At 50.3% G+C, this 26,149-nt stretch carries 24 protein-coding genes; 13 read left to right on the plus strand and 11 right to left on the minus strand.

Annotation, left to right across the window (positions count from 1 at the left end):
* Nucleotides 1-65: 65 nt before the first annotated feature.
* Both nosP and ACGHM3_RS06655 read left to right on the plus strand, forming a co-directional pair.
* A complete protein-coding gene (gene nosP, locus ACGHM3_RS06650; protein WP_345426284.1) occupies nt 66-1,253 on the plus strand; it encodes a nitric oxide-sensing protein NosP in 1,188 nt (395 codons plus the stop codon).
* Nucleotides 1,246-2,421: a PAS-domain containing protein gene (locus ACGHM3_RS06655; protein WP_345426286.1), complete on the plus strand. Its 1,176-nt coding sequence runs from the start codon at nt 1,246-1,248 to the stop codon at nt 2,419-2,421. Before nosP ends, ACGHM3_RS06655 begins: the two co-directional genes overlap by 8 nt.
* On the opposite strand, the gene ACGHM3_RS06660 is transcribed toward ACGHM3_RS06655, so the two are convergent.
* Nucleotides 2,405-3,430 carry an IS630 family transposase gene (locus ACGHM3_RS06660; RefSeq protein ID WP_390517130.1) on the minus strand — a complete coding sequence of 342 codons (1,026 nt, stop codon included), beginning with the start codon at nt 3,428-3,430 and terminating at the stop codon, nt 2,405-2,407. The genes ACGHM3_RS06655 and ACGHM3_RS06660 overlap by 17 nt on opposite strands.
* On the opposite strand from ACGHM3_RS06660, the gene ACGHM3_RS06665 reads away from it, so the two are divergent.
* A complete protein-coding gene (locus ACGHM3_RS06665) occupies nt 3,411-5,048 on the plus strand; it encodes a NahK/ErcS family hybrid sensor histidine kinase/response regulator (protein ID WP_390517850.1) in 1,638 nt (545 codons plus the stop codon). The genes ACGHM3_RS06660 and ACGHM3_RS06665 overlap by 20 nt on opposite strands.
* Nucleotides 5,049-5,212: 164 nt before the next feature.
* Here ACGHM3_RS06665 and ACGHM3_RS06670 read toward each other — a convergent pair whose 3' ends face one another.
* The 5 genes from ACGHM3_RS06670 to ACGHM3_RS06690 all read right to left on the minus strand — a co-directional run bounded on the left by ACGHM3_RS06670 (nt 5,213) and on the right by ACGHM3_RS06690 (nt 9,707).
* Nucleotides 5,213-5,878 (minus strand): response regulator transcription factor, encoded by a 666-nt coding sequence (locus ACGHM3_RS06670; RefSeq protein ID WP_345417156.1) that lies wholly within the window; start codon nt 5,876-5,878, stop codon nt 5,213-5,215.
* A 122-nt stretch (nt 5,879-6,000) separates the two neighbouring features.
* Entirely contained in the window at nt 6,001-6,774 is a 774-nt protein-coding gene (locus ACGHM3_RS06675) for an ABC transporter permease (RefSeq protein ID WP_345417159.1), read from the minus strand.
* Complete coding sequence (locus ACGHM3_RS06680; protein WP_345417166.1) at nt 6,771-7,505, minus strand: ABC transporter ATP-binding protein; 735 nt, start codon at nt 7,503-7,505, stop codon at nt 6,771-6,773. The genes ACGHM3_RS06675 and ACGHM3_RS06680 overlap by 4 nt, the downstream gene beginning before the upstream one ends.
* A gap of 97 nt (nt 7,506-7,602) precedes the next feature.
* A complete protein-coding gene (locus ACGHM3_RS06685) occupies nt 7,603-8,568 on the minus strand; it encodes a YVTN family beta-propeller repeat protein (protein WP_345417169.1) in 966 nt (321 codons plus the stop codon).
* Between the two features lie 5 nt (nt 8,569-8,573).
* Nucleotides 8,574-9,707: an ABC transporter substrate-binding protein gene (locus tag ACGHM3_RS06690; protein ID WP_345417172.1), complete on the minus strand. Its 1,134-nt coding sequence runs from the start codon at nt 9,705-9,707 to the stop codon at nt 8,574-8,576.
* A 432-nt stretch (nt 9,708-10,139) separates the two neighbouring features.
* Here ACGHM3_RS06690 and pedF point away from each other — a divergent pair, with 432 nt between their 5' ends.
* The 7 genes from pedF to ACGHM3_RS06725 all read left to right on the plus strand — a co-directional run bounded on the left by pedF (nt 10,140) and on the right by ACGHM3_RS06725 (nt 17,525).
* Complete coding sequence (gene pedF / locus ACGHM3_RS06695; protein ID WP_345417175.1) at nt 10,140-10,580, plus strand: cytochrome c-550 PedF; 441 nt, start codon at nt 10,140-10,142, stop codon at nt 10,578-10,580.
* A 40-nt stretch (nt 10,581-10,620) separates the two neighbouring features.
* Complete coding sequence (locus ACGHM3_RS06700) at nt 10,621-11,499, plus strand: transporter substrate-binding domain-containing protein (protein ID WP_345417178.1); 879 nt, start codon at nt 10,621-10,623, stop codon at nt 11,497-11,499.
* A 426-nt stretch (nt 11,500-11,925) separates the two neighbouring features.
* Nucleotides 11,926-13,689, plus strand: coding sequence for a PQQ-dependent methanol/ethanol family dehydrogenase (locus ACGHM3_RS06705; RefSeq protein ID WP_345417181.1), 1,764 nt, complete (start codon nt 11,926-11,928; stop codon nt 13,687-13,689).
* An 847-nt stretch (nt 13,690-14,536) separates the two neighbouring features.
* The gene (locus ACGHM3_RS06710) at nt 14,537-15,025 is read left to right on the plus strand and encodes a CinA family protein (RefSeq protein ID WP_345417184.1); all 489 of its coding nucleotides are present in this window, start codon (nt 14,537-14,539) and stop codon (nt 15,023-15,025) included.
* A gap of 260 nt (nt 15,026-15,285) precedes the next feature.
* A complete protein-coding gene (recA, locus tag ACGHM3_RS06715) occupies nt 15,286-16,320 on the plus strand; it encodes a recombinase RecA (protein ID WP_345417187.1) in 1,035 nt (344 codons plus the stop codon).
* Between the two features lie 46 nt (nt 16,321-16,366).
* Nucleotides 16,367-16,870, plus strand: a complete 504-nt coding sequence (locus ACGHM3_RS06720; protein WP_345417190.1) for a DUF3224 domain-containing protein — start codon at nt 16,367-16,369, stop codon at nt 16,868-16,870.
* Nucleotides 16,871-16,988: 118 nt separating this feature from the next.
* Nucleotides 16,989-17,525 carry a regulatory protein RecX gene (locus ACGHM3_RS06725; protein ID WP_345417193.1) on the plus strand — a complete coding sequence of 179 codons (537 nt, stop codon included), beginning with the start codon at nt 16,989-16,991 and terminating at the stop codon, nt 17,523-17,525.
* A gap of 90 nt (nt 17,526-17,615) precedes the next feature.
* Here ACGHM3_RS06725 and ACGHM3_RS06730 read toward each other — a convergent pair whose 3' ends face one another.
* Complete coding sequence (locus ACGHM3_RS06730) at nt 17,616-18,119, minus strand: hypothetical protein (protein WP_345417196.1); 504 nt, start codon at nt 18,117-18,119, stop codon at nt 17,616-17,618.
* Nucleotides 18,120-18,481: 362 nt separating this feature from the next.
* On the opposite strand from ACGHM3_RS06730, the gene ACGHM3_RS06735 reads away from it, so the two are divergent.
* Nucleotides 18,482-19,372, plus strand: coding sequence for a YihY/virulence factor BrkB family protein (locus ACGHM3_RS06735; RefSeq protein WP_345417199.1), 891 nt, complete (start codon nt 18,482-18,484; stop codon nt 19,370-19,372).
* Nucleotides 19,373-19,561: 189 nt separating this feature from the next.
* On the opposite strand, the gene ACGHM3_RS06740 is transcribed toward ACGHM3_RS06735, so the two are convergent.
* From ACGHM3_RS06740 to ACGHM3_RS06755, 4 genes are all read right to left on the minus strand, one after another.
* A complete protein-coding gene (locus ACGHM3_RS06740) occupies nt 19,562-20,959 on the minus strand; it encodes a dihydrolipoamide acetyltransferase family protein (RefSeq protein ID WP_345417202.1) in 1,398 nt (465 codons plus the stop codon).
* A gap of 15 nt (nt 20,960-20,974) precedes the next feature.
* Nucleotides 20,975-22,048 carry an alpha-ketoacid dehydrogenase subunit beta gene (locus tag ACGHM3_RS06745; protein ID WP_345417205.1) on the minus strand — a complete coding sequence of 358 codons (1,074 nt, stop codon included), beginning with the start codon at nt 22,046-22,048 and terminating at the stop codon, nt 20,975-20,977.
* A gap of 9 nt (nt 22,049-22,057) precedes the next feature.
* Entirely contained in the window at nt 22,058-23,284 is a 1,227-nt protein-coding gene (locus ACGHM3_RS06750) for a thiamine pyrophosphate-dependent enzyme (RefSeq protein ID WP_345417208.1), read from the minus strand.
* 509 nt (nt 23,285-23,793) lie between these two features.
* Nucleotides 23,794-24,966 (minus strand): MaoC family dehydratase N-terminal domain-containing protein, encoded by a 1,173-nt coding sequence (locus ACGHM3_RS06755; RefSeq protein WP_345417211.1) that lies wholly within the window; start codon nt 24,964-24,966, stop codon nt 23,794-23,796.
* Between the two features lie 265 nt (nt 24,967-25,231).
* On the opposite strand from ACGHM3_RS06755, the gene ACGHM3_RS06760 reads away from it, so the two are divergent.
* Together ACGHM3_RS06760 and ACGHM3_RS06765 are read left to right on the plus strand one after the other, a co-directional pair.
* Nucleotides 25,232-25,516, plus strand: coding sequence for a 2Fe-2S iron-sulfur cluster binding domain-containing protein (locus ACGHM3_RS06760; protein ID WP_345417214.1), 285 nt, complete (start codon nt 25,232-25,234; stop codon nt 25,514-25,516).
* A 76-nt stretch (nt 25,517-25,592) separates the two neighbouring features.
* Entirely contained in the window at nt 25,593-26,066 is a 474-nt protein-coding gene (locus ACGHM3_RS06765) for a flavin reductase family protein (protein WP_345417217.1), read from the plus strand.
* Nucleotides 26,067-26,149: the final 83 nt, after the last annotated feature.

The following is a 26,149-nucleotide window of genomic DNA, read 5'->3' on the forward strand; positions in this document are numbered from 1 at the left end:
TTGGTCGAGTCAGCAGGCCAATTGGCCTACACAATTACAACAATAAACGGTGATTGAGGACAAATATGACAGACGCCTCTAATGAACGGCCCTTGGCGGCTAACGACGGCAATCTTAGCCAAAACAGGGTATTGCGAGCGGGTTCTGATCACCCCGACCCTGTAATGGCCGCCAGAGAGATCCACGCCGGACTTACCGGCCAGGAGTCGGCCTGTATATTCTTCTACTGTAGCGCTGATTACCGGTTGGATCTGCTGTCCGAGGAGCTCAACACGTTGTTTCAAAACGTGCGTATCGTGGGCTGCACCACGGCCGGAGAAATTACGCCCCTAGGCTACCGCCGCAACGCCATTGCCGCCTTTAGTTTACCCAGTAGCCACTTTTCTGTGGAAACCGTACTCATCGAAGACCTGGCGCATTTCAGCGAGCAGGAGGCCCAGTTACTGGTGAGTCACATGGTAGAGCGCTTGCAAAGCAAAGCGGTGGCACCTATTTCGGGCAATAGCTTTGCGTTGTCGTTATTGGACGGTATGTCCATTCGGGAAGAGTTGGTGCTGAAGGCCTTGAGCACGGGTTTGGCCGAGATACCTTTGGTGGGAGGCTCGGCCGGCGATAACATGAACTTTCAGGATACCCGCGTCTATTTTGAAGGCGAATTTAAAACGCGCTCAGCCATTTTGGCGCTGGTCAATACCACCTGCCCATTTCACGTTTTCAGTACCCATCATTTAACGTCGCAACAAGAGAAACTGGTGGTCACCAGTGCCTCACCCTACGAACGCGTAGTGCATGAGCTAAACGCCGAGCCTGCTGCATTGGAATACTGCCGCGTACACGGTTTATCCATTGATAACCTAGATACCGAAACCTTCGCCATTCACCCAGTGGCCGTGCAGTTAAGTGATGAGTTGTATGTGCGCGCAATACAAAAAGTGAACGATGATTTAAGCCTGACGTTTTTCTGTGCCATCGATGTTGGAGTGGTGTTAACCAAAATGACATCCGGTGGCCTTTTGGAGCAGTCAAAACATCTGCTACACAGTGTGACGCAAGATATCGGCGAGCCTCAGATAATTATCGGTTTTGACTGCATCTATCGTCGTTGTGAAACCGACCACATTGATATTGTGGGTGAGATGTCTGAGCTGTACGCCCAGTATAAAATGATCGGATTTAACACCTACGGTGAGCAAATGGATGGCTTGCATTTAAACCATACCATTACCGGAGTTGCCATCGGTTCCCATGACTGACTCAAAACCCAGAATTACCTTGCACGAGGCCAACGCCAGCGCGGAAGAGGGCAACTCGATCGCAAAATTGCAGGCGCAAGTAGAGGCATTGCAGTACGAAAATTCTAAACTAAAAAAAATTAACCACGTGCTCACCCAGCGCGTTGAAATGGGCTGGGGCAATAATAGCGACCCGTACCGCTCGTTTGAAAATGCCGCGCTGTTGGCCGATAAAGTAAAAGAACGCACCCGCCAGTTACAAGCAACCTTGCAGGATTTAGAAGCCGCTAACAAACATCTAGAGGCGTTAAAGTCCCATGCAGATAAAAGTACCTACCTGCTGCAAGACATCATTGAAAACATTCCCGAATCTTTTGTGATGTTCGATTCAGAGCGCCGGGTAGCTCTGGCCAACAAACGCTTCTTGCAGTTTTGGCAAGAGGCCGGAGTTGATGTGGTTTTAGGTGCTACCACCTCCCACGACCTCAAAAAGCAGGCGGTGGCGCTAGGTTTGGTGGACAACACCAATCGCACCCGCGAAATTGAAGGCTTCCCTAAGCAGCGCATGCAAGATGTTTTGTTCCGGTTAAAGGGCAACCATTGGATACAAATGACGGAAAAGCCCACCCTCGATGGCGGGTTGATGGTGCTTTATTCAGACTTGAATATCCAATCGGATGAGGGCGACCTGCGGCAAGAGAAAGCTTTGGCCGAGCAAGCTCGTTTATTGCAAAACACCCTGGAGAATATGTCCCTGGGAGTGGCCTCGGTGAATGGCGAAGGTTTGTTGGAAACCTGGAACCCTAAATTTGTGGAGCTGTGTGGCTTAAGCGACAACAACGTTACGCGGCATGTGAACTTCGATACTCTACTGGCGGACACAGAGCTTGCTCAGCTGCCCCGGCCCAACAGTGGCAATGCTAAGGTAGAGCCGGGCAAGGTAATTTATTTTGGTGAGCTTACCCTGGCCAACGGCTGTGTGTTGCTGGTGCGCAGGCATTCCATCGGCGACGGGGGCTACTTAGACACCTACGCCGATTACACCGACCGCTTTTACAGCCAAGCGGCGCTGCGAGAAAGCGAGCATCGTATTCGCCTCATTACCGATGCGCTGCCCGCCATGATCTCCTACGTGAACAAGAACCTATTAACCCGGTGGAAATATACGTCTGCTAGGCGGCATAGCTGATATATTCATTGTTAAAATATTTCCTGACCCGACTTGGCTTTCTTTGCAGCATCGCCATGTGAGATTGTGCCTTAGACTTTAATTGCTTTTTATTTCTAGCCGGCTTACCACTGTGAACACCTTTCTTTAGATCACAGTTTAAATACTCGTCAGGATTAAGCTCTGGAGAATACGCAGGTAGATAAAACACCTCAATCATCTCTTTGTGATCCTCTAGCCATTCTTTGACCGGCTTGCAATGATGCACTCGTAAGTTATCCAAAATTAAAAATACCTTGCGGTCAGCTGAATTAACTAAGCGCATCATAAAATCGATAAGTATGTCGCCGTTCATGGTTCCTTCGAAAAACCGAAACCGAACTTTGCCCTGATTCGTGACTGCAGATATCATGTTGATCGACTCAGAATTTGCGTTTAGCTTGATTACCGGCGTCTTTCCCTTCGGGGCGTAACCTCGTTCGTGCTGGCAATTGTTACGCAAGCCTGTTTCGTCACCCCAATATATCTCGGCATTTTCAGACTTCGCGCGCGCTTTGATGTCTGGATATTCTTCTTTAAGCCACTTCTTTACTTCTGGTGCTCGTTGCTCATAAGCGCGCTTCTGAGGCTTTTGTGGCGTCATTCCCCAGCGTTTCAAGTAATCGCCAACCGTTCTTACCGCTAGCTCAACTCCATACTCTTGAAGAATTAGCTGCTGTACTGATTGGCGAGTCCACAATGCATAGTCCAACCGCAGTTGATCTGGCGTCCTATTTGTTATCAGGCTTTTAATTCTGTCGCTCTGCTCCTTGGACAGAAGTGTTCCTTCGCCTTTTTTAGGTCCGCGCTTATTGATTTTTAATTTGTTGGGAGGAATTTTCAGCCACCTCCCAACGGTATCGGGGTGAGCTCCAACGATTTCAGAAATTTCTGCTCGAGTCATTCCTGTCTTGCGCAACTTTTGCGCCGTACGTCGTTTTTCTTCTATTGCGTCGAATGATAGAGTGCGAGTGTCTGGTTTACTGTTCATCCGAGCATTATATCAGATATATACACTCACCGGGTTAATAGATTACGAATTCGTTAACAAATCCTTTGAGGACTGGTTTGAAAAACCCCGCGATCAAATCTGTGGCCAAGCTATGTCGTCGGTGTTGGGCGAAGACAACTACCTGGTGCACAAACCCTACATTGAGGGTGCGCTGGGCGGCCGCACGGTAAATTTCGAGGTGTCGCAATCCAATGGCGATAAAGACAGCCGAGATTTTCGCAAGACGTTTATTCCGCACTTTTCTGCCGACCGTGCCGTGGTGGGCTTTTTTGCCCTAGAGCAGGACATCACTGCCCAGCGTCGCACCGCACAGGCTTTACAGCAGGCCTACGAGTATATGGAAAAACGAGTGAATGCGCGCACCCATGAAATCTCTGCCATTAACCTGCAATTGCGCCAGGAAATTACCGAGCGGCAGCAGGTTGAGGCGCATTTAATTGAAGCCAAAAAAATGGCCGATGAAGCCAACGAGTCGAAGACACGTTTTTTGGCCGCTGCCAGCCACGACTTGTTGCAACCCATGAACGCCGCCCGTTTATTTGCCACCGCTCTGCGCGATCAGCAACTTGGTGACGAAGCCCACCAGTTGGTGGATTCCTTGGGCTACAGTTTAGAAAACGTTGAAGCGCTGATTTCCTCGTTAGTGGATATTTCTAAGCTGGAGGCCGGTGTGGTAGAAGCGGCACCAGAGAGCTTTCATATCGATGACCTGTTGCATAAATTAGCGGCTGAGTACCGCCCGCAAGCACAAAAAATTGGTTTGCATTTAGATTACATCAGCAGCAAAGCCGTTATTTTTTCTGATAGCCAATTGCTGGCTCGGGTACTGCGCAATTTGTTGTCCAACGCCATTCGCTACACACCCAGTGGCAAGCTGGTGCTGGGATGCCGCCGTCGAGTGCGCGGGGTTGAAATTCAGGTGTGGGACACTGGCATCGGTATTGAGCGATCCAAATTGGGTGAGATTTTCCGGGAATTTAGCCGCATTGATGCCGCGCGTACCCGCACCGACAAAGGCCTGGGCCTAGGCTTGGCCATTGTGGAGCGATTATCCCGTGTGTTGGGCCATGAGGTTTCGGTGAAGTCTTGGCCGGGCAAGGGTTCCTGCTTTTCGCTGCTGGTGCCGTTTGGACAGCCACTGGCGCCCACTATTGTTAACCCTATTGAGTTAGACTCCGTGGGCTTGCCCCTGCGTGAGGCACGGGTGCTGGTGGTGGATAACGACCACGAAATCTGCGATGGCATGAAAGCCTTGTTGGCCACTTGGCACTGTAAGGTTATGACGGCCCAAGGCCTGGCTCAATTAAACGAAGAACCCGAGCTGCTAGAGTTTCAACCGCAGTTGATGATTGCTGATTTTCATTTGGACAACGACGAAACCGGTTTGCAGGCCATTGCTGCGGTACACCAACGCTTGCAGCGTGACATCCCGGTGATTTTAATTACCGCCGATTACACCAATGAGTTGCGCCAGACGGCGAAATCGGCGGGATATGTTATTTTAAACAAGCCGGTAAAGCCGCTTAAGTTAAAAATGTTAATGTCTAATTTTTTGCGCGAATCTAAAGCTCGTGAGGCCGCTGGTGCTCCCAACTAGAAGCAGACGGTATTCTTTGCTAATCCCATAGTACTGTGCGGAAACTGATTTTTTAAAAAATTCACACAGGAAATATCTAAAAGCCACGCAAAGCAACCTCCACATGGCACAAAAAAGGGAGCGATAATTGCTCCCTTATTTGCGCCCGTTAAATATCCGTGTATTTAATTGCGGATATAGTCTTTAAAATCAATGTTGGAAGCACACAGAACGGCTTGAATACGATTGTGGACTTTAAGCCGATGTAAAATCGCTGATACGTGGGATTTTACCGTGGTTTCCGCGATGTTTAATTCGTAGGCAATTTTCTTGTTGGACTCGCCTTTGGCCATGCGTTCAAACACCAATAGCTGACGGCGGCTCAGGCTGGCGATCAGTTTAGGGTCTACCTGGGAATCTTTTGATTCCTTCCTTTGTGGCTCGCTATTGGTGCTGCGAATTACGTCTGGCGGAAGATACACTTGGCCATTCATGATTTGCTGCAGTGCGTCAGCGATTTCTTGACTGGTGGAGGATTTGGTAATAAAACCCACAGCGCCGTAAGTCATAGCTTGTAGCACCGTGCTTTTGTTTTCTTCGGCGGAAACGATCACTACGGGAATATCCGGGTGATTATTGCGCAATTTAACAATACCGTTTAAGCCATCCATGCCGGGCATGTTTAAATCCAGCAGTATTAGATCTAGGTCTGGGCTTTCGGCGACCAGCTCTAATGCGGCATTGAGATCTTCTGTTGTGAGTGTTTGCACGTCTTGGAAACGTGTTTCGAGTACATTGGTGATGGCATCTCGAAAGAGCGGATGATCGTCTGCAATGAGTACTTTTTGCATGTTAATTCTCTAGCTCTTGTTATAAAAATTATAGATTAGAACGCTGTTGTGTTAGTGCGCTTATAACGGGGCAATATAGCTCAAATGTTGATTAGATGCTAACCCGTTTGTCGTCTGAATTTTTAACGTGATTCATAAGCGACTATGGCGGCGCCTAATATTACCGCTGTTGTCACAAGGGTGACGGAAAGCGCGAGGTAATTTGCCGCGCCATATAAGGAAAACCGGATCAGTTCCACCGCGTGGGTAAAAGGGTTCGCTAAACAAACGAAATATAGCAGCTCGCTGGATTCTCGCATGCGCCACAGCGGGTATAGGGCGGAGGACAGGAAAAACATGGGGAAGACAACAAAATTCATTACCCCGGCGAAGTTTTCTAGCTGTTTAATCAGCGACGACAGCAACAGGCCTAATGCGCTGAGCAGCAGTGCGGCTAAAAAGGCCGAGGGCAGCAGCCATATATAGCCCTCTAGTGGCAGCGTGATTTTAAAACACGCGGCAATGGCGACAAACGCGTACACCTGCAGCATGGAAATTAAAGCGCTGGCAACCAGTTTACTGATTAATAAAAATGGTCTTGGTAATGGGCTGGTGAGCAACACCTTCATGCTGCCCATTTCTCGGTCGTAGACCATGGATAACGAACTTTGCATGCCATTGAACAGCAAAATAATCCCTACCAGTCCCGGTAAAATATACACCTCGTAGGTGATGTAGGTTTCGTAGGGCGGGGCAATGGCGATACCTAGGGCGGCGCGGAAGCCAGCGGCAAATACCAGTAGCCAAAGGAGGGGGCGCACCAGAGCACTGATAAAACGGGAGCGCTGTTGTAAAAATCGCCAAAACTCTCTTTTTACTATGCCATTAAAAGCGTAACCGGCTTGGCTCAAGTTCATTGCTTGGCCCCCGTTAATTGTTTAAACAGTTGTTTTAGTGTGTCGCAACGGTGTTGTTCTAGCACGGTTGTGCACGGGCCGTAGGCTTGGCTCAGGCCTTTGTCAATCAGTAACAGTTGATCCTGTGGTTGTATCTCTTCAATTAAGTGGGTGGTCCACAAAACGGCCATATGGCGCTCGGCGCACAGGCTGCGTACGTGTTGATTGAGCAACGCGCGGCTGTCGATATCGAGGCCAACGGTGGCTTCATCCAATAATAAAAGCCTGGGCTGATGCATTAGCGCCCGGGCGATTTCAACTCTGCGACGGTGGCCGCCGTTGAGTTTTCTTATCTTGGTGTCAATGCAATCCGGCAAGTCTAGACGTTCTAACTCTTGCGCTATGGTTTTTTTGGCTTGGCGTTGGCTAATACCGTGCAGCGCAGCGTGGTAAGCCAGATTTTGGGCCACGGTGAGGTCTAAGTCCAAGGTGCTTTGCTGAAACACCACACCAACATTACGCAGCGTTTTTTCTCTGCTACGTTGCAATGATTCTCCAAAGATTTCAATTTTGCCATTCTGTGTTTTAAGCAACCGGGTGATAAGTGCAAATAGTGTACTTTTACCCGCGCCGTTGGGGCCTAATAACGCCAGAAGTTGCCCGGGTTGGATATCGAAGCTGATATTGTTTAGCGCTTGTTTACCGGTGTAGTCGTGGCTCACAGACGCCACGGACAATGCAGGTTGCGTCATAGTTCTGATCTTTCTCAATAGTGGCTCTTTCAACTGCCGGCCCGCCCCTTCAAGTACCGTTTCAACAGCCGTCCGATTCGCTTTGGTGTGCGGTATTTTAATTGACTTTTTTTACCGCTAGGCCCCAGGGGTAGCGGCCTACACGGATGGTCTTAATTACTTTAAGTTTATCCACATCGATTACAGATACGTCGCCGCTGATGCCGTTGGTGGTCAGTAATTTGGATTGGTCTGAAGAAAACTCCAGGTGCCAAACCCGACGCCCGACTAGTAAATACTGCTTTACTTGGTAGGTTTGGGCATCCACAACGGCGACGTGGTTGGCAGGCCCAAGGGCCACAAATGCGTAGCGGCCGTCCTCGGTGAGTTTAACGCCCACCGGTTGTATTTTATCCGGGTGAACGCCCGGAATTTTAAAGGTGATATCTTTAACAATGGCGCGTTTGGCGGTGTCCACCACGCTCACCGTACCACCGATTTCTGCCGACGCCCACAGCAGACTTCCGTCTTTATTAAATTCCACATGGCGTGGCCGTTGGCCCACCAAAATGTTGTCTTTTAATTCAAAGGTTTTGGCGTCTATCCAATGCAGCATATTTGTGGTTTCGGATGTATTCACCACCCAGTTGCCGTCGGGGCTGGCGGCCATTCCCTCAGGCTCTACCCCCACATCCACTTGGCCAATAACCGTACGCGTTTCGGTATCCACAATGGTAACCACCGCGTTGTCTTCGTTGGCAATGTACAGGTGATGGTCGTTGGGGTGCAGGGCGAATTGTTCTGGGTCTTCGCCGGAGGGAAGGTTGGCGAGCATTTTATGCGTTTTGGCATCCATGACCTGCACCGCATCCGAATCGCTGGCGCAGATAAACAGCTTGCTTTGATCTTTGTTAAAAGTGATTCCCCGTGGTCTTTCGCCAACCTCTAGGGTGTCGACCACGGTCAGAGTGCTTAGGTCGATTACGGACAGGGTGTCGTCTTTTTCATTGGATACGTAGACCAAATCTTTAGCAGTGGCATAGCCGGCGCCTAGCGCCAGTAACAAAGCGAGAGAGCGAATCATGGGGATCAATCCAATTGGGTTTTAAACGAGCAGTTCACTTCGGGCTTGTCGTAACCCAAGGTGTCTAGGTCGGTGTGGGGGTGTAAAAACCCCTCTTGTGGCGATTGGCTGATGAGCGCGCGCGGATGCACTAGGGCTATGGGTTGGCGCATTTGCCCATTCCAGCTGCGAAAATTCATTTTGCGGCCTTTGAACGCAGCCACCTCAAACTCGGGGCTAAGAATGTACTTGTAGATATCCGTCGCCGCAGTGGTGTTGGTGCGGGTTACCGCCTCGCCAATCACTCGCACGGCCAGCCATGTGGCGTAATCGGTGCCGTTCATGGCGCGCTGGGCTAGGTCTTCAAAACGGTTTTGCAATTGGATGGCGCCCCATTGTTCGACCACGCGGTGCCACGCCGTTGGCGTTAAGCCTTGGGTGCCCGCGACCGGGCGCGGTAACCAGGTGTTGTAAGGCACATACTCACCCACATCGCCAAGTTCATCCGCTACCACAACCACATCGTAGGCTCGGGCGCGGGTGAAGGTGGGTATTTCTTGTTGCGCAACCCGGCGTAGATCGGTGTTAAAGCTCCAGGTTTTGTCTTCCACAATACTGGCGCCGAAGCGCTTGGCAGCACGCTTCATGGCGCTAGCAAAGAGGCTATCTTCCGGGCGCTGGCCGCGCATTAAAAACCATTTTTGCCAGCGCTTGCTCACCAGTAATTGTGCTAGGGCATCGGCCAGCATGGCCCGGCTGGCGGCGGTATGGAGCAAGCCCGTTGTGCACTGTTGGTGGCGAAGGCTGTCGTCACCGCTGCCGGTATTTATGATGACTGCTTTAGCGCGCAGTGCCGGATGGTTAGCCAATTGCAGAAGGGTATCACTGGCGACGTTGGCAACGATCAGGCCTTCGCCATTTTGTACCCATTCTACAGCCGCCGCCACTAAGGGTTCAGCGGTGGGACTTTGGTTGTGGGTAAGTTTGTAATGGTGTTGTAAAAAGCGGCCCGTGGTGCTGTTGTCTTCGATGGCAAGCTGAGCGCCGGGTAGCCCGCTATCGGCCGGCTCATTGAAAATGTTGGATAGCAGCGCCTGTTCGGGTCTGTTTTGTTGCAAATAAAGGATGTTGGCGTCCAGTGCTTGGACAGGCTTGGCCATTATTACGCAGAGGGTGGCGAGTAGGCTTGGTAGCGAAAAAGTGAAATGCTGAAAGTTACGTTGCGCTTTAAAGTTAAATAAGCGGATAAAGGTCATAGCTACTGTGTTGTTATGGTATTTAGTAACAGTTTTGCCACGCTAACTAGGCTCAAATTTGCCTAAAAACAGGGCGCATAGGTCTTCCCAATCTATGCTAGCCGGGCGGCAGGGGGATAGCTATTGTTAAAAGGGATGAAAAAAACACTACCCAAGTACAATGGATGCGTTGGGGGGGCTTCTTTAGGATTCGGACTCATTGATGTAGCTCAAACAAATCAAACGAAATAACGAGTGTTCAATGGGTGCCATTAGGGCTAGATGTCGGTGGTACCTGCGATCAAGAAGAATATTCGATTTTAATAATAACCTTAGTAGTCTGGATGGTGCCTACCTATGAAGAAGACAAGCGCTCTCGCAATAGGATTGTGTTTTAGTATTATCCCGTTGGCGGACATTTCTGCTCACGGTAACGTTACCCCTCAAGCGGTGGATGTCAGTGAATTGCCTCCACTGGGTGATGAGTGGCGCACAGAAAACCCTTATCGTGGCGATGAAACAGCCATTAAAGTGGGTGACTCCGCGTACAATCAAAACTGTGCTCGGTGCCACGGTTTGGAAGTTATTTCTGGTGGTATCACCCCAGATTTGCGCAAGCTTAACGACCCTGATGAGTTCTTCGACGCCGCGGAAGCTGACGAGTGGTTTATGACTCGCATCCGCAAAGGCGCTGTTATCGACGGCCGGGTATATATGCCTCCTTTTGAAGGTATACTCAGCCAAGAAGCCATGTGGGCCATTCGTTCTTACATTGATACTCGTAACTTCGAAGAATAAACTGTTAGACCATTTATAAAAAAAATAGGTAGGGCCAAACATGAAAGCGATATTAACGTTGGTGTTGGCCCTGCTGCTGCCTTTTTTTTCATCTATCACTCAAGCTCGCAATTACGAAGACATTATCAAGTCTGGTTACCTAGTAATTGCTGTTTATCGCGACTTCCCGCCTTATTCTTCTCTCGAAAATGACCAACCTGTTGGTATCGATATCGACCTTGGTAATAAGCTGGCTAAATCCCTAGGCGTAGAGCCGCGTTGGTTTTGGGTAACGCCAGACGAGAGTTTGGAAGATGACCTACGTAATGCCGTGTGGAAAGGGCACGTATTAGATGCCAAGAAGAAAAAGGCGGATATTATGTTGCGAGTGCCCTACGATCGCGAATTTAATTACGGTTTGGATGGCTACGGCTTACCGCGTAACGAATTAGTGCACATGTTCGGGCCCTACCATCAGGAGTCTTGGGCAATTGCTCGGGACACTCAAAAGACTCGAGATGTTCGCAACTTGGCAATTTTTCAGTACGAAAAAGTTGGCGTCGAAATTGATTCCATGCCAGACAATTACCTTTCCGGCTTTCTCGGTGGCCGCCTGCAAAAGAATGTAGTGCACTTTGTTTCTCTTAAAGACGCCGCAGAGGCATTTAAAAAGGGTGAATTGGCCGCGGTAACCGGTATGCGAAGCCGTTTGCAGTGGGCAATGTCAGGTTTACCCGACCCGGACATTACCGGTGAAGGCTTTGAAATGTTGTCTCGCCGCCAGTGGGATATTGGTGTGGCGGTAAAGCAAGACTACCGTGAGCTTGCCAATGAAGTTGAATATCTTATCGATACCTGGGTTAAAGGTGGCTCAATGGCGGAGATCTTTAGCCAGCACGGCGTAAGCTTTGAAAAGCCATCCCTTTATACCGAGCAATGATCAGCTTCGCCATATTGGCGCGTAGAATTCGTCTTTGAAAATTGCCAATTATTTATAGCCATTATTTTTTTGATTAGAAAAAGTTTGGTTTGTGTCGAGCTTTATACCCTGTTGTGTATTTGCCCGCCTTTTCTCCTACTTTAAGACGAGTAATCCTGCCGTGGTGCTACTACTAAGGGTGTAAAAAGTTGGCTCTGAGGTTTAATTGTTCGCAGTCGGTAAGCGCGGCACTCTAATCGCCACGTATAAAGTAGCCTCGTTACTTGACGTGATAACTCTATTTGGAAATAGCCGCCTCGCAGCAGTCGCCATTTATCTACTGCGCAGAGAACACTAGTCCTAAATTCGGAATCTTCATTCCATCTAGAGCTTGCAAAAAAATAAAGTAAGCCGTTTTACTCCATACCGCTCTCAAGGAGATGCATAATGAAAAATAAGACACTCTCTATAGGTTTACTGGCGTCTGCCGTGACCCTGTCCCTTTCAATCACGCTAGGCTCTCAGTCTGCATTTGCTGTTGTTACCGACAAAGACATATCGCAAGACGAAGTTACCCCTAATGACGTTGTGACTTATGGGATGGGTCAGCGTGGTCAGCGTTATAGCGACCTTAAGAAAGTTAATACCAAAACCGTTAAAAAAATGGTTCCTGTTTGGGCCTACTCCCTGGGCGGCGAAAAACAACGTGGTCAAGAAAGCCAGCCGTTGGTAAAAGACGGCGTTATGTATGTAACGGGTTCTTACTCTCGTATTTATGCCATTAATACTGAAACCGGTGACGAGCTTTGGGAATATGAAGCCCGTCTTCCCGATGGCATTATGCCTTGTTGTGATGTAATCAACCGTGGCGCGGCGCTGTATGACGATCTGGTTATCTACGGTACTTTGGATGCAAAATTAATTGCCCTTAATGCCAAGACAGGTAAGCCAGTATGGCGTAAGAAATTAGGCGATTACCAAGCCGGTTACTCTTACACCGCAGCGCCATTGATTGTTAAAGGTATGGTTATAACCGGTATTTCAGGTGGTGAATTCGGTATTGTAGGTAAAGTAGAAGCCCGCGACGCCAAAACCGGTGAGCTGGTGTGGACTCGTCCTACCGTTGAAGGTCACATGGGCTATCTGAATGGCAAAGAGAACGGTATTACCGGCGGTAAGCCTGGCCAAACTTGGCCTGGAGACCTATGGAAAACCGGTGGTGCAGCCACTTGGCTGGGTGGCACCTACGATCCAGATACCGATCTGATCTTTATGGGTACTGGTAACCCTGCACCATGGAACTCTCACTTGCGTCCTGGTGATAACCTGTACTCTGCCTCTCGTTTAGCCATTGACCCAGACACCGGTAAAATTGTTTGGCACTTCCAAACCACGCCACACGACGGTTGGGACTTTGACGGTGTGAACGAGCTGATCGCCTTTGATTACAAAGATGGCGGCAAAACCGTTAAAGCGGCGGCTACCGCTGATCGTAATGGTTTCTTCTACGTATTAAACCGTGAAAACGGTGACTTCATCCGTGGCTTCCCATTCGTATCTAAAATTACTTGGGCCGAAGGCCTGGACAGCGAAGGTCGTCCTATCTACACCAAAGGCGGTCGTCCTGGTGACCCAGCCGCTGCAGATGGCAAGAAAGGTGAAACCGTATGGTCTATACCTTCTTTCTTGGGTGGCAAAAACTGGATGCCTATGGCCTACAGCCAAGACACCGAGTTGTTCTACGTACCTTCCAACGAGTGGGGTATGGACATCTGGAACGAGCCTGTTGAATACAAAGCAGGTGCCGCATACCTGGGTTCTGGCTTCACAATCAAGCCAATCTACGACGACCACATCGGTTCTTTGAAAGCAGTTGATCCTAAAACTGGCAAAATCGTTTGGGAATACAAAAATGGCGCGCCTCTGTGGGGCGGTGTGTTGACTACTGCGGGTAATTTGGTGTTCTTTGGTACCCCTGAAGGCTACCTGTTGGGCTTAAACGCCAAAACGGGTGAGATTGAGTATAAATTCAACACCGGTTCTGGCATTGTGGGTTCGCCAATTACTTGGACTCAAGACGGCGAGCAGTACCTAAGTGTATTGTCTGGCTGGGGTGGTGCGGTTCCTCTTTGGGGCGGCGAAGTAGCCAAGTCTGTTAAAAATTTCAACCAAGGTGGCACTGTTTGGACTTTCAAACTTCCTAAGAAGTAAGGCCAAAACTCGTTACACTCAGTTAAAGATTTTGGGTCGCGCAAGCGGCCCTTTTTTTGCCTAAAATTTAATCAGAGCGTTGGTTGTGTCGCCTAGATTCTGATTCGTTTGTGCCAAGGCCGCGGTGAGATTCGACAAATATGGGTGTCTCGATAACCAATAGGCGGAACAAATATGGGAACAAACGTGGGTGTCTTGATAGTAGGTGTCTTGATAGTAGGTTAAAAGTGGGTCGTAGGTGTCTCGATAGTAGGTGGACAGGTGATGGACAGTAGGTGTGTGGAACAACAATGGGTGTCTTGATAGCAAGTGTCTTGATAGCAAATGGAAGGTGTTAAAAGTGGGTGTCTTGATAGTAAACTTCCTAAGAAGTAAGGCCAAAACTCGTTACACTCAGTTAAAGATTTTGGGTCGCGCAAGCGGCCCTTTTTTTTGCCTAAAATTTAATCAGAGCGTTGGTTGTGTCGCCTAGATTCTGATTCGTTTGTGCCAAGGCCGCGGTGAGATTCGACAAATATGGGTGTCTCGATAACCAATAGGCGGAACAAATATGGGAACAAACGTGGGTGTCTTGATAGTAGGTGTCTTGATAGTAGGTTAAAAGTGGGTGAAAAGTGGGTGTCGTAGGTGTCTCGATAGTAGGTGGACAGGTGATGGACAGTAGGTGTGTGGAACAACAATGGGTGTCTTGATAGTACTTCTTGATAGTACTTTGATAGTAGGTGTATTAATGGTAAACGCGTGCAGTTGCCGGTTTTTTGAGCATTCTCGGCAGAATTGCGGATTTGCCAAGCGATAGCCAGTTTGCGCTTGCCTTGGACTATGAGGTGACTTACTTTATGCCCCTATGAAATCCATCACCGAATCTTTGGCGCAAGACTTAGGCTCGCGCTTGCTCAATATGGGTCTAACCGTCACTACCGCCGAATCTTGCACCGGGGGTGGTGTTGCGTCGGCTATTACCAATATTCCTGGCAGTTCCACTTGGTTTGAGATGGGCTTTGTCACCTATTCCAACCAAGCCAAAGTCAAATTGCTGGGGGTAAGCCCCGAGACGCTGGAGCAGCATGGCGCGGTGAGCGAGGCGGTTGTACGTGAGATGGCGATTGGCGCCCTGCAGCAGTCCGGCGCTAATGTTGCCGCCGCGGTGAGTGGCATTGCCGGCCCAACTGGGGGCAGTGAAGAAAAACCCGTGGGTACTGTATGGCTGGCCTGGGCCTGCGATTTTAAACCAGAAGTCGTGGTTTTAGGGCATCATTTCAACGGTGGCCGGTCCGAGGTGCGCAACCAGGCGGTGATGGCGGCCTTGCGCGGCATCTCAGAAATGATCAAATAATACTGGATAAATCATCAGATACTGTTTGCCCGTACAGTATTTTGTGTTAGTCTTGCCAAAAATTGAGCAACACCCGGTGCGCTGGGACTCAATCCTCTCCTAGGGCAGCCTCAAATATAATTGTAGGCATCAAGCATGGGTGAGGCATCGTATACAGTTTAGGCTTAGATTTACCCTGCAATCGCTGGCTACTCAGCTACCCAGCGGCGTTGGGCACTAAGCGAACAATCAGAAACAAAACTCTCTATCTGAGGTTGGTAATGGACGCAAACAAAGAAAAGGCACTCTCGGCAGCACTATCGCAAATTGAACGTCAATTCGGTAAAGGTACCGTAATGCGCATGGGTGACCGTGAGCGGGTTAAAGTACCCACCATTTCCACGGGCTCCATTGGTTTGGATGCAGCATTAGGTGTGGGCGGTTTACCTAAGGGCCGAATTGTCGAGATCTACGGCCCAGAATCCTCCGGTAAAACAACCCTGACGTTGCAGGTTATCGCCGAGGCTCAAAAGCAGGGCGGCACCTGCGCCTTTGTGGATGCTGAACACGCCTTAGACCCAATCTACGCCGAAAAACTGGGCGTAAACGTGGACGACCTAATTGTTTCCCAGCCAGATACCGGTGAGCAAGCTCTAGAAGTAGCCGACATGCTGGTTCGTTCCGGCGCCATTGATGTACTAGTGGTTGACTCTGTTGCAGCGCTTACTCCCAAGGCAGAGATCGAAGGCGAAATGGGTGATCACCACGTGGGCCTGCAAGCCCGTTTGATGTCTCAGGCTCTGCGTAAAATCACCGGTAATATCAAAAGCGCAAATTGCTTGGCCATTTTTATTAACCAAATCCGTATGAAGATTGGCGTAATGTTCGGCTCACCAGAAACCACCACCGGTGGTAACGCGCTGAAATTCTACTCTTCCGTGCGCCTGGATATCCGCCGCATTGGTTCTGTAAAAGAAGGCGACGAAGTCACCGGTAACGAAACCCGCGTTAAAGTGGTAAAAAACAAGGTGGCGCCGCCCTTTAAACAAGCGGAGTTCCAGATTTTGTACGGCCAGGGAATCAACCTGCTGGGTGAGGTAATCGACTTTGGCGTTAAGCTTGGTTTAATTGATAAATCCGGCGCTTGGTATAGCTACCAGGGCGATAAAATTGGCCAGGGCAAGAATAACTCCATTCGTTTCTTAAGCGAAAACCCGGAGATTGCACAAACCATCGAAGCGCAGATCCGCCAACAACTGCTACCCGATAGCCAGCCGGCCCCAGCCGAAGAAGGCGCCGAGCCAGCAGAGGCTTAACACTTAAAAGCAGGCCACAGAGCCTGCTTTTTTGTAACTGTAAGAAATGAAACGGCTGACTGTATTTTCGCTCACCTTCGCTCCACTGTTGTGGCTTACAGCCGTGGCCTACGGCCGCGATGTAACGCAACAAGCCGAGAAATTGCAACAAGCAAACGACCAAGAGGCTAACGTTATGGTTGCTACCGGCAGCTTTGAAGTAACCCTAGGCCCGCAAACCGAAGACTCTGTTTCGGCCGGGCGCATGCTAATCAATAAGGCCTACGTCGGCGACCTTGAGGCCAGTGGCTCAGGTCAAATGCTGAGCAAACATGTGGATGGCGGTGCTGCGGTGTACTCGGCCATAGAAGAGGTGAGCGGCACCTTAGCCGGTAAAGAGGGTGCTTTTACGTTATTTCACGTAGGGACCATATCGGCTGAGGGTACGGCTAACCTTTCTATTTCCATCGTGGAAGGCTCTGGCACTGGCCAGTTAAAGGGTATCCGTGGCGAGCTGGCTATCCGCCAAGAGGGCGCAGCTCATTTCTACGAATTGCAGTATTCATTTTAGCGGTAGTCTGCCTTAGCGTGGGTTTTAGGGTAAATACGGGTGGTTAGGGCTGATTGCTTAACACGGTTTGTAAAAGGATATATACCAACGCCCGAGCGGTGTGTAGTAAACGATGGCAATGGCTTCTCACGACGTTAATAATCAAGACTTAAAAACTAGCACGTTAAAATACGACGCTGTTAAAACTAAGGTGCGCAATTATGCCGTTGGACTGCTGGCCAAGCGCGATTATGCCACCGAGGAACTACAGTCTAAGTTGGCTCGGAAATTTTCCGAGGAATTACAGTCTACCGGGCAAGACATATTCGCGGATTCAGTGGCTTGGTTGATCGAACTGGGTTACCTAAACGACGCTAAGTATTGCGCCATGTTCATTCGCAGCTCGGTGGCAAAAGGGCGTGGCAGACGTCGCATCGAACAAGAGCTAAAACAAAAGCGGTTACCGCAGACCCTTGTGGCAGATGCCCTGGCTCAATGCCAAGTGGACTGGTATGAGCATGCCTACGAGTGTTTACGGCGTAAGTTTAAAACGCTACCGGAAGATGCCAAAGAAAAAGCCAAAGTCATTCGATATCTTCAATACCGTGGCTTTTTGCCAGATGAAATCTTCTGCGCGCTGGACCAGTGGCAAGAGTCGCTGGAGCAGGAGTGCTAGCTGGGTCCTTCTCGGGTGAGCTTCTTCGGTGATTGCGTTTTTCAACACAAATACAAACTCTAACCTGTTCTTTCAGCTCTTCCCATCCTTCTATCTGGTAAAGCGGTAGACGTCCATGGTATCGCCGTCCTCTGTGGCTTGTTCTACGCTAAACCGGCCTTGGGTAATCTGCAAAATGGCATTCTGCCAAAACAGCTTTGCTGTATGATTTTCCAATAGAACACGGACTTGCCAGCCGCCAGGATACCGGCCAACAATGTCTGAAAATACGGCTGCCCCCAATCCCTTACGGGTGTGATTACGGGTAATGAAAAACTGATCTACATCGTATTGCCCAGGCGCCAACCTGCGAATTAGCGCAAACCCCGCTAGCTGATGATCACTCTGAATCAAAAAGCCAAACCGATCTTCTGTGGTGCCTAAGCCCTCAATCAGCCCAGGCCTATAGTCGTAATTGCCTGTTTGGTTAGGCCCCGCCAAGGTGATGTGCGAAAACTCATAAACGTAATAACGAAAGAGGTTTTGCAATATAGCAAGGTTGTTTTCGGTAATCGTCTCTAGGTCGAATGACGGTTTTTTTGTAAATTTGTCCAAGGTTTTACCCGATTGTTCAAGTCGTAAGGTGCTGGGGGCTGTGTAGCGGAGCTATTTTAACCTGACCTATGCCGCAGATTGAGTCCAAAATGGGCTGAGCTAAGTGGCTTTATTTTTGCTTAATATCATTAATACACTGTGCAAACTGAGTGTTACTCAATAGTACTGGCTAGACTGAGCTAGCTAATACTATGTGCCGGCTACTACTAAATACAGCCGAGCAGATGAGTTGAAGTAACGTAGGCAGTGCACAAATCTCATTTTGTTGCCAAGTCGCCGTCGATAAGTGCTTGCCCAGAGCGGACCGCACAATATGCCCAAGCAACCTAGGTTAACAGAGACAACCGGGAACATTCACGCCGATGAACATTGTTAAAGCTAAAGATCAAACATTACTACTGCTTAAACAGACCCAAGAAAACAATCTCTCTTTGGTCTCGGCAGGTGTGGCTTTTTATGGTTTCCTGTCGATTTTTCCGTCCTTGGCGGCATTAATCTCGCTATACGGCTTAATCTTTGACCCGGCCAATGTAGTGGAGCAGGTAAACGCGCTGGCAGGCATTCTGCCGCCGGAAGTGCACTCAATATTGCAGCAACGGCTCAGTGATATCACCACCACCGATGCGCAATCGCTTAAGGCCGGCGTTATCTTCGGTATTTTGCTGTCTTTATGGAGTGCCAACCGTGCCATGAAGGCGTTTTCCGAGGCATTAAACATCGTTTTCTCCAATCGCGAGCAGCGTAATTTTATTCAGGTTAATTTGGTTACCCTGGCGTTAACACTGGCCTCCATTGTGGTGTTTATCATCGGCATGATCGCTATCGTGGGTGTGCCCATTGTGGTGAGTTATCTTCTAAGCCAAAGTTGGGCCCAAATTATCACTGGGGTGCTGTCTTGGTTACTGTTTGTCGGACTGGTGGTGGGTTTGTTTTTAATGCTCTATCGATTCGCCCCAGCCAGCCCTCGTTACGAGTGGCGAGAGCATTTGCCAGGCAGTATTCTCGCCACGGTTCTATTTCTTAGTGCCTCGGTGGCGTTTTCGTTCTACGTTTCTAACTTCGGCGATTACGACGAACAATACGGCGCTCTGGGCGCAGTGGTGGTGACGCTATTTTGGTTATACATCGGTGCGTTTATTTTCTTACTTGGGGCTGAAATCAACGCCATGAGAATAGAGCCCAGCGACGACCTATCTCCGGGTTACTACGCCGAAAAGCAACAGCGAGAATCGATATTCCCCGCTAGGCCTTAGTTTTAAGTCATCGGGGCTTTAGTTAGTTAACCCAAGAGTTAGTTAATCCAAGCATTAGTCACTCCGAGCTGCCATTAGGCCGCTTTCCATTGTAGATAAAACGCGGCAAAACGGCGCTCAAGTTTTATTTCGTGCTCCGGCTCACTGTGCCACTTTTTCTTGCTACAAATCTGGGCTAGGAAAAATGAGTTAGGTGAAAAGCGTGGCAGGCAGTTCCAGCTGCGCTTTAATATCTTGTACCAAGCGTGCGCCATCGTAGCCGTCCACAATACGGTGGTCGAAGGACGCGGAGATATTCATCATTTTGCGAATCGCTATTTGGCCGTCGATCACCATTGCGCGCTCCTGGAGTTTGTTAATGCCAATGATTGCTGTCTCAGGCGCGTTAATTACCGGTGTGGTCGCTATGCCGCCCAGTGCTCCGAGGCTGGTAATAGTGATGGTGGAACCGCTTAACTCATCTCGGCTGGCTTTGTGGCTTCGCACAGCCTGTGATAACCGGCTAATTTCCGCTGCATTTTGATATAAGTCCATGGCCTCGGCGTGGCGCACCACAGGCACGGTTAATCCTTGCTCGGTCATGGTGGCAATGCCGATGTGCACCGGCTCGTAAAGAGTTAAGTGCTCTGTTTCGGTATCATAGTGGGCGTTGCAATGGGCGTGTTGCGGTAGGGCGTTGATTAATGCTCGCATAATAAAAGGCAGCACGGTGAGTTTACTCTGGTGTGGGGCTCGCTGATCGTTCAGGCGTGCTCGCAGTCGTTCTAACTCGGTACAGTCTACTTCCTCTATGTAGGAATAATGCGGAATGTTTCTTTTGGCGGCGGATATTTTTCCGGCAATGACCCGGCGCAAACCAGAGATTTTTTCACTGTGTAGGCCCACACGCCGGCGCCCAACAGTACCCCCAACACTACCAGTGCCGGTTTGGTTGCTGTGCCGAATAAATATTTCCAGGTCCTCTGACTCAATGCGGCCATCCGGGCCGCTACCTGGCACCATGCTTAAATCGATGGCCGCTTCCCTGGCCCGCCGTCGCACCGAGGGTGAGGTTAAAATCAATCGGTTGGGGTACAGCGGCGCCATAGTGACGGGGGCATGGTCGCCGGCTGAAGCCGTTTGTGCCTCCATGGCAAGGTCTGCGAATGCGTTCTCGTCGTGGTGCCGGTCTTCGGTCGGTAGGTTGCCGGTAGTCGGTGTAGTTTCGGCCGCTGGAGCTGCCAATTCCTTGGGCGACGTCTTACTGGCGTTGGGCAGCTCCACAGGGGTTTCTAAGGTGGGGATGGCATCCCCAGGGCTCGCAGATTGCGTCGCGGGTTCAAGCTCAGCGGTGGTATTACCTTCGCCCTTAACTTCAAATCGTATCAGTTCTTGGTCCACGCCAAGAACTTCGCCGGCGGCGCATGCCAGTGCCAAAACTACGCCATCCACCGGCGAGCCTATTTCCACAGTGGCTTTATCGGTCATCACATCGGCGATGGGTTGATCCTCAACCACTTGATCCCCAACGTTAACACGCCAGGTGATAATTTCAGATTCCACAACGCCTTCACCGAGATCGGGTAATTTTAATCGGTAAATGCCCATAATTATGGCTCCTTATCAGCAGGCTAGGGTGCGACGTAGAGCTTTAATGATGCGCTCTTGGCTAGGGAAATATTGCCATTCAAAGGCGTGGGGGTAGGGGGTATCCCACCCGGTTACTCGCTCCACCGGGGCCTTTAGATGCCAAAAGCAGCTTTCCTGTACTTCGGTGACCAGCTCAGCGCCGAAGCCGCTAGTGCGTGTGGCCTCATGCAACACCACACAGCGCCCGGTTTTTTGCACTGATGCTGCGATGGTTTCAATATCCAGCGGTAGCAGGGTACGTAAATCAATAAGCTCTGCGTCAATGCTGCTGGCCTTCACCGCCGCTTCGGCTACATGTACCAGGGTGCCATAGGTTAATATAGTGACGTCATTGCCTGCTCTGAGGATGGCGGCTTTGCCCAGTGGAATACTGTAGTGGTTGGTGGGAACTTGCCCTGCGGGGTGTGCACTCCAAGCGCCGGTTTTGCTGCCACTGTTGTCGTGGCCAAAGAACGGCCCATTGTAAATGCGTTTAGGCTCGAAAAATATCACCGGGTCGTCGTCTTCGATGGCGCTGATCAACAACCCTTTTGCATCAAATGGATTTGAGGGCATTACCGTTTTTAGGCCACAGACATGGGTGAAGATACCCTCTGGGCTTTGGGAGTGGGTTTGTCCGCCACGGATGCCACCGCCACAAGGTGCACGAATCACCACCGGTGCAAAATATTCACCGCCGCTGCGATGCCTTAGGCGTGCCAGCTCACTGATGATTTGATCCAAGCCTGGGTAGATATAATCGGCAAATTGCATTTCTGCCACGGGCCTTAAGCCATTGACCGCCATACCAATGGCGGTGCCGACAATACCACCTTCGGATATTGGAGTGTCTAGGGCGCGGTGGGCGCCGTATTTTTCGTACAGTCCGGCGGTGCAACGAAAGACGCCGCCAAAATAGCCCACGTCTTCACCCATCACCAGCACGTTGGGGTCACGTTCCATGCAGACATCCAAGGCGGAATTAATCGCCTGGATCATGCTCATCGGTTGTGTGCTGTATTGGGCATTGACCTCGTCGGCTGCGGGGTAACGATTACTAGAATTCATGGCGCCCCCTTAATTATTTTTCATAAGTTGTTCACGCTGACGGCGTAAATAACTGGGCATATGCTTAAACACATCTTCAAAAACGGTTGTGGCAGGCCAGTGCGGGCCTTCCTCCAAAGAGCCAAAGCCGATGGCCTCCTTCCAATCTCTGTTGATGGAGGCATCCAGTTCTTGCTGTAAGGTTTGATGCTGCGCGTGGCTCCATTGCTTATTTAAAATTAAATGGTTTTTTAATCGTTGAATGGGATCGCCCAGGGGCCAGGACTTGGCTTCGGATCGATCGCGGTAGGCGTCTGGGTCATCGCTGGTGGAATGGCTGGCAACACGATAGGTGTATAGCTCAATCACGGTCGGCCCGTAACCTTGCCGTGCCCGCTGGGCGGCCCATTGCGTTACCGCGTAAACCGCAAGGGCGTCGTTTCCATCCACTCGCACGCCCGGGATGTTGTAGCCAAATCCACGCAGCGCAAAGGTGGTGCCTGCGCTTGCTACCGATTGAGGTGTGGATATAGCCCACTGGTTGTTGACGATATTGAGCAGCACCGGTGCTTTATACGTAGAAGCAAACACCATGGCGTTGTGGACATCGGATTCCGCGGTACTGCCATCGCCCACCCAACTGGCGGCGATATTATTTTCGCCTTTGTAGGCAGCGGCCATTGCCCAGCCTACCGCCTGGCTAAATTGGGTTGCAAGGTTGCCCGAAATGGTAAAAAAATTGCCTTCCTTCCAGGTATAAAACACCGGCATTTGTCGGCCTTTACAGCTGTCGCGAGAATTGGAAATACAGTGGCACATCATGTCGATGATGGCTCGCCCGCGCACAAACAATAGCCCCTGTTGGCGGTAGCTTGGGAATAACATGTCGCCGGGCTGCAGTGCCATGGCTTGTGCTACCGCAACGGCTTCTTCGCCGGTGCATTTCACGTAAAACGACAGCTGTCCCTGGCGTTGCATTTTAAACATGCGTTCGTCGTAGGTGCGTACGTGCATCATATGGCGCAGGGCTTTGCGTTGATCCTCAAAAGACAGCGACGGCGCCCAATCACCCACAGCGTTACCCCGGTCGTCCATTACTCGAACTAAACCTGTGGCAACGTCCTGGCTATTTTGTGCGGAGCAATCCAATGCGGGTTTTCGGGTAGCGCCAGCATCAGGAATGTTGAGTTTACTGAAGTCCGGCTTGCGCCCAGGCCGAGAAGAGGCTTCGGGAACGTAGAGCTTGCTGGTAGACATGCGGATGACCTCCACCATGTTTTTTATTGCCTTGTTACCGGTGTACGGAAACAACAGTAAAATGGCTTATTATTGTTCGCTCACTGATTTTTGCGCGCCGATATTAAACGTATTTTTAATACTCCGGCGGCGGGTAATGCTTCAGTGCAGCATTTTTACTAATTTTTTGAGTACAGTTTTCAGTATAGCCGGCGATTTGGCGTTTGGAGGTAAACACGAGCCCAAGTGGCTTTATTAAAAAAAAGAAACTAATCCACGAACACTAAAACGAAAAGCACTGAATCGGAAAAAAAATGCATCGCCTTTGCTTACAGTACGTAATAGATGACCTTTCCCTCAATAATAAATTCCGCACCTTCGTATTTGGAGAGTACCGCTAGTTTGCGCAGTTATATTAGTTTGAAGAAAAGTGGTGGCAGTGTTTTTTGGCGAAATGTCAGGTAAGGCGGGTTGCAGGAATTATTGCAGTAAGCTTTGCGGCACCGTGCCGCAAAGCTTTGCGCAAAGTATTAATCGCTCTTTTTGGGAAGTTCGATTTCGGCCTTTGCGGTTGCCATAGTGGTGCCATTTTGGTTGAACATTTTACTGTCCACTTGAATTAAATGGCGGCCGTCTTCATCGACAAATTTATCGATGACTTTGGCGCTTTGGTAGGTTACATCGCCACTCAGAGAAGGGCCACGGTAGGAGCAATTACTGTGCACCACCATACCCCACTCACCGGCCCAGCCGGCTAGGTAGTCAATAATCCAAGCGCCCATAGAGGCGCCGTATCCGTAGGCTCGGGGCATGCCGATGTAACGAGCCCAGCGCGGGAATAGGTGGCCGCGAGAAGGACCAAAATAAGCACCGTCGGTCAACTCCGGGTTAATGCGCTCCATTACGCCGTCGTTTTCGTGGCCGGCCATATTTGGGTCAAAGCCCAGGGCTTCTAAGTCCAGGTCTGTGCGGCGGTGGGTACCTCCCCAAATGGTGAACAGGTAGGCGCGCCACTCGGTGGTAAAGCTGGCGATACTGTGCGGGCCGAATACGCGCTTGGGTAGCTCATCACCGACGTTAACATCGTCCCAGTAGCGCTTGTCGTGGCCCAGTGCGTGCAAGGTTTTGATGTAATCGAGTTTTTCGTCCTCCAGCTTAGCGATGTCCTCATCGCTCCATTGCGGCTCCTCCTCGGAGTCCGTCGAGCCCATTTCTCGGGCGAGGTCTGCGCGATAGCGAATGGCTGTGGAGCGCTGCTTGGCGATGTAGTCACCATCTTGGTTATAGTAGTTGTTGTCGCCCCACTGAAAGCAGGTAGGGCCGGCAAACTTGGTGTCTTTTACGCTGTAGCCGGTGGGCACACGCTCGTTTATTAGACTGTCACCATGGAAGATTCGTGGGCCGTAAAACCACCATTCATCGCCGCCAAAAATAAGGTGTGAGTCCGGAATTGCGCCAACGCAGGCCGGAGCCGCTCCATGGCCGTCATCGGTGGCCACAGGGAAGGATTGGGGCGCTACCAGCCGGCCAAAGCGGCTCTCTGCAGCGAATTCTGTGTCGTAGTGCAGAAGGTTGGGGTAATGCATTCCTTGAGCCCAGCGGCGAAAGTCGTTGTTGTGGAGCGGTTCTTTCATGCGGGCAGGTTGCATGGGTTTACCCATGTAGTTGTCGAGATCGGAGCAATCCAGTGTTTTATCGTTCATGGCGATTCCATTAGCTGATGATTAGTTATCGTTGTTTTGACTATCGGCTCTGGCGCCTATCCGCACCGTTTGGGTGGGTGCCGCCAGTAGGTACTTTGTTCGCGCTAGTATATATTAATCAACAGTGGTGTGCATTGACGGTGGAAAAGTTTTTGTCTGTCCGCATTGTTTAGGTGGCCGGGGCCGTGTATAACGGGCGCTTCGTCTGGAATATGACCTGGGCAGTAGAGACGCCAGCGTCGATGGAATTCAGTTGGGGAAATGGGTGAGTAGTGACGGTTCAAGCATCATTCGCGTGATTCGAGCGGGTGAGGAGGTTGAGTTTCCGGCCTTGGTTGGTGAAACCATCTTGTTTTCCGCGCGCAGTAGCGGTGTTACCCTGCCTTCGTCTTGCAAGGTAGGCATATGTGCCACCTGCATTGCACGTTTAATCGTAGGGGAGGTGGTAATGCGTAATAACCAGGCGCTTACGCCCCAAGAGCAGGCAGATGGCCTGGTGTTAGCCTGCCAGAGCGTGCCGCAGACCCCGTTGGTTATCCTAGAATATTAGACAGTAAGCGGTGTTAGCCTGGCCCAATAAAAGCAGTAGATGCAAACGAAGCAGTAAAATTTAGGAGTGCACCACAATGATAGACACCAAGCAGTTTCGAGACGCCTTGGGAGAATTTGCCACCGGGGTTTGCATTGCCACCACGGCCCCCCCGCAAGGTGACGCCATTGGCATGACCATCAACTCGTTTTCGTCGGTTTCGCTGGAGCCGCCACTGGTGTTGTGGAGCATCCATAATTCATCGGATTGTTTCCAGAAATTCAACGATTCCGAGGTGTTTTCGATTAGCGTGCTGAGCCAAGCCCAAGAGGCGCTTTCCAATCACTTCGCCAAGCCTGGTGACCACACTCTTACTCCTGAGCACTTCATTGCCAGCGAGTTTGCCGCCCCCGTATTAAAGGATGCCATGGCCACGTTTGAATGCCGAGTTTGGGCAAAATACGCCGGTGGCGACCACACTATTATGGTGGGTGAAGTGTTGCGCTTCGGTGCTACCCACGGCCTTAGCCCGTTGTTATTTCACGGTGGTGGCTACGGCCGCAAGGCCTAACAGCTGCTGTAAGCTCATGTATTAAGTGCTTACCTTATGTGCAACTTAACACGTGGGCTTAAAGACCAATACAAAGCCTAGGG

It is taken from the genome of Halioxenophilus aromaticivorans (assembly GCF_042850945.1).
GTDB classification, from domain to species: Bacteria; Pseudomonadota; Gammaproteobacteria; order Pseudomonadales; family Cellvibrionaceae; genus Halioxenophilus; species Halioxenophilus aromaticivorans.

Excerpts from the sequence above, each read along its gene's own strand:
- nosP (WP_345426284.1), top strand. The coding sequence starts at position 66 with ATGACAGACGCCTCTAATGAACGGCCCTTGGCGGCTAACGACGGCAAT.
- ACGHM3_RS06735 (WP_345417199.1), top strand. The coding sequence starts at position 18,482 with ATGAACATTGTTAAAGCTAAAGATCAAACATTACTACTGCTTAAACAG.
- ACGHM3_RS06710 (WP_345417184.1), top strand. The coding sequence starts at position 14,537 with ATGAAATCCATCACCGAATCTTTGGCGCAAGACTTAGGCTCGCGCTTG.
- ACGHM3_RS06680 (WP_345417166.1), bottom strand. The coding sequence starts at position 7,505 with ATGACGCAACCTGCATTGTCCGTGGCGTCTGTGAGCCACGACTACACC.
- ACGHM3_RS06690 (WP_345417172.1), bottom strand. The coding sequence starts at position 9,707 with ATGGCCAAGCCTGTCCAAGCACTGGACGCCAACATCCTTTATTTGCAA.
- ACGHM3_RS06725 (WP_345417193.1), top strand. The coding sequence starts at position 16,989 with ATGGCTTCTCACGACGTTAATAATCAAGACTTAAAAACTAGCACGTTA.
- recA (WP_345417187.1), top strand. The coding sequence starts at position 15,286 with ATGGACGCAAACAAAGAAAAGGCACTCTCGGCAGCACTATCGCAAATT.
- ACGHM3_RS06740 (WP_345417202.1), bottom strand. The coding sequence starts at position 20,959 with ATGGGCATTTACCGATTAAAATTACCCGATCTCGGTGAAGGCGTTGTG.
- pedF (WP_345417175.1), top strand. The coding sequence starts at position 10,140 with ATGAAGAAGACAAGCGCTCTCGCAATAGGATTGTGTTTTAGTATTATC.
- ACGHM3_RS06750 (WP_345417208.1), bottom strand. The coding sequence starts at position 23,284 with ATGTCTACCAGCAAGCTCTACGTTCCCGAAGCCTCTTCTCGGCCTGGG.
- ACGHM3_RS06675 (WP_345417159.1), bottom strand. The coding sequence starts at position 6,774 with ATGAACTTGAGCCAAGCCGGTTACGCTTTTAATGGCATAGTAAAAAGA.
- ACGHM3_RS06685 (WP_345417169.1), bottom strand. The coding sequence starts at position 8,568 with ATGATTCGCTCTCTCGCTTTGTTACTGGCGCTAGGCGCCGGCTATGCC.
- ACGHM3_RS06700 (WP_345417178.1), top strand. The coding sequence starts at position 10,621 with ATGAAAGCGATATTAACGTTGGTGTTGGCCCTGCTGCTGCCTTTTTTT.
- ACGHM3_RS06745 (WP_345417205.1), bottom strand. The coding sequence starts at position 22,048 with ATGAATTCTAGTAATCGTTACCCCGCAGCCGACGAGGTCAATGCCCAA.
- ACGHM3_RS06765 (WP_345417217.1), top strand. The coding sequence starts at position 25,593 with ATGATAGACACCAAGCAGTTTCGAGACGCCTTGGGAGAATTTGCCACC.
- ACGHM3_RS06655 (WP_345426286.1), top strand. The coding sequence starts at position 1,246 with ATGACTGACTCAAAACCCAGAATTACCTTGCACGAGGCCAACGCCAGC.
- ACGHM3_RS06670 (WP_345417156.1), bottom strand. The coding sequence starts at position 5,878 with ATGCAAAAAGTACTCATTGCAGACGATCATCCGCTCTTTCGAGATGCC.
- ACGHM3_RS06755 (WP_345417211.1), bottom strand. The coding sequence starts at position 24,966 with ATGAACGATAAAACACTGGATTGCTCCGATCTCGACAACTACATGGGT.
- ACGHM3_RS06705 (WP_345417181.1), top strand. The coding sequence starts at position 11,926 with ATGAAAAATAAGACACTCTCTATAGGTTTACTGGCGTCTGCCGTGACC.
- ACGHM3_RS06720 (WP_345417190.1), top strand. The coding sequence starts at position 16,367 with ATGAAACGGCTGACTGTATTTTCGCTCACCTTCGCTCCACTGTTGTGG.
- ACGHM3_RS06660 (WP_390517130.1), bottom strand. The coding sequence starts at position 3,430 with ATGAACAGTAAACCAGACACTCGCACTCTATCATTCGACGCAATAGAA.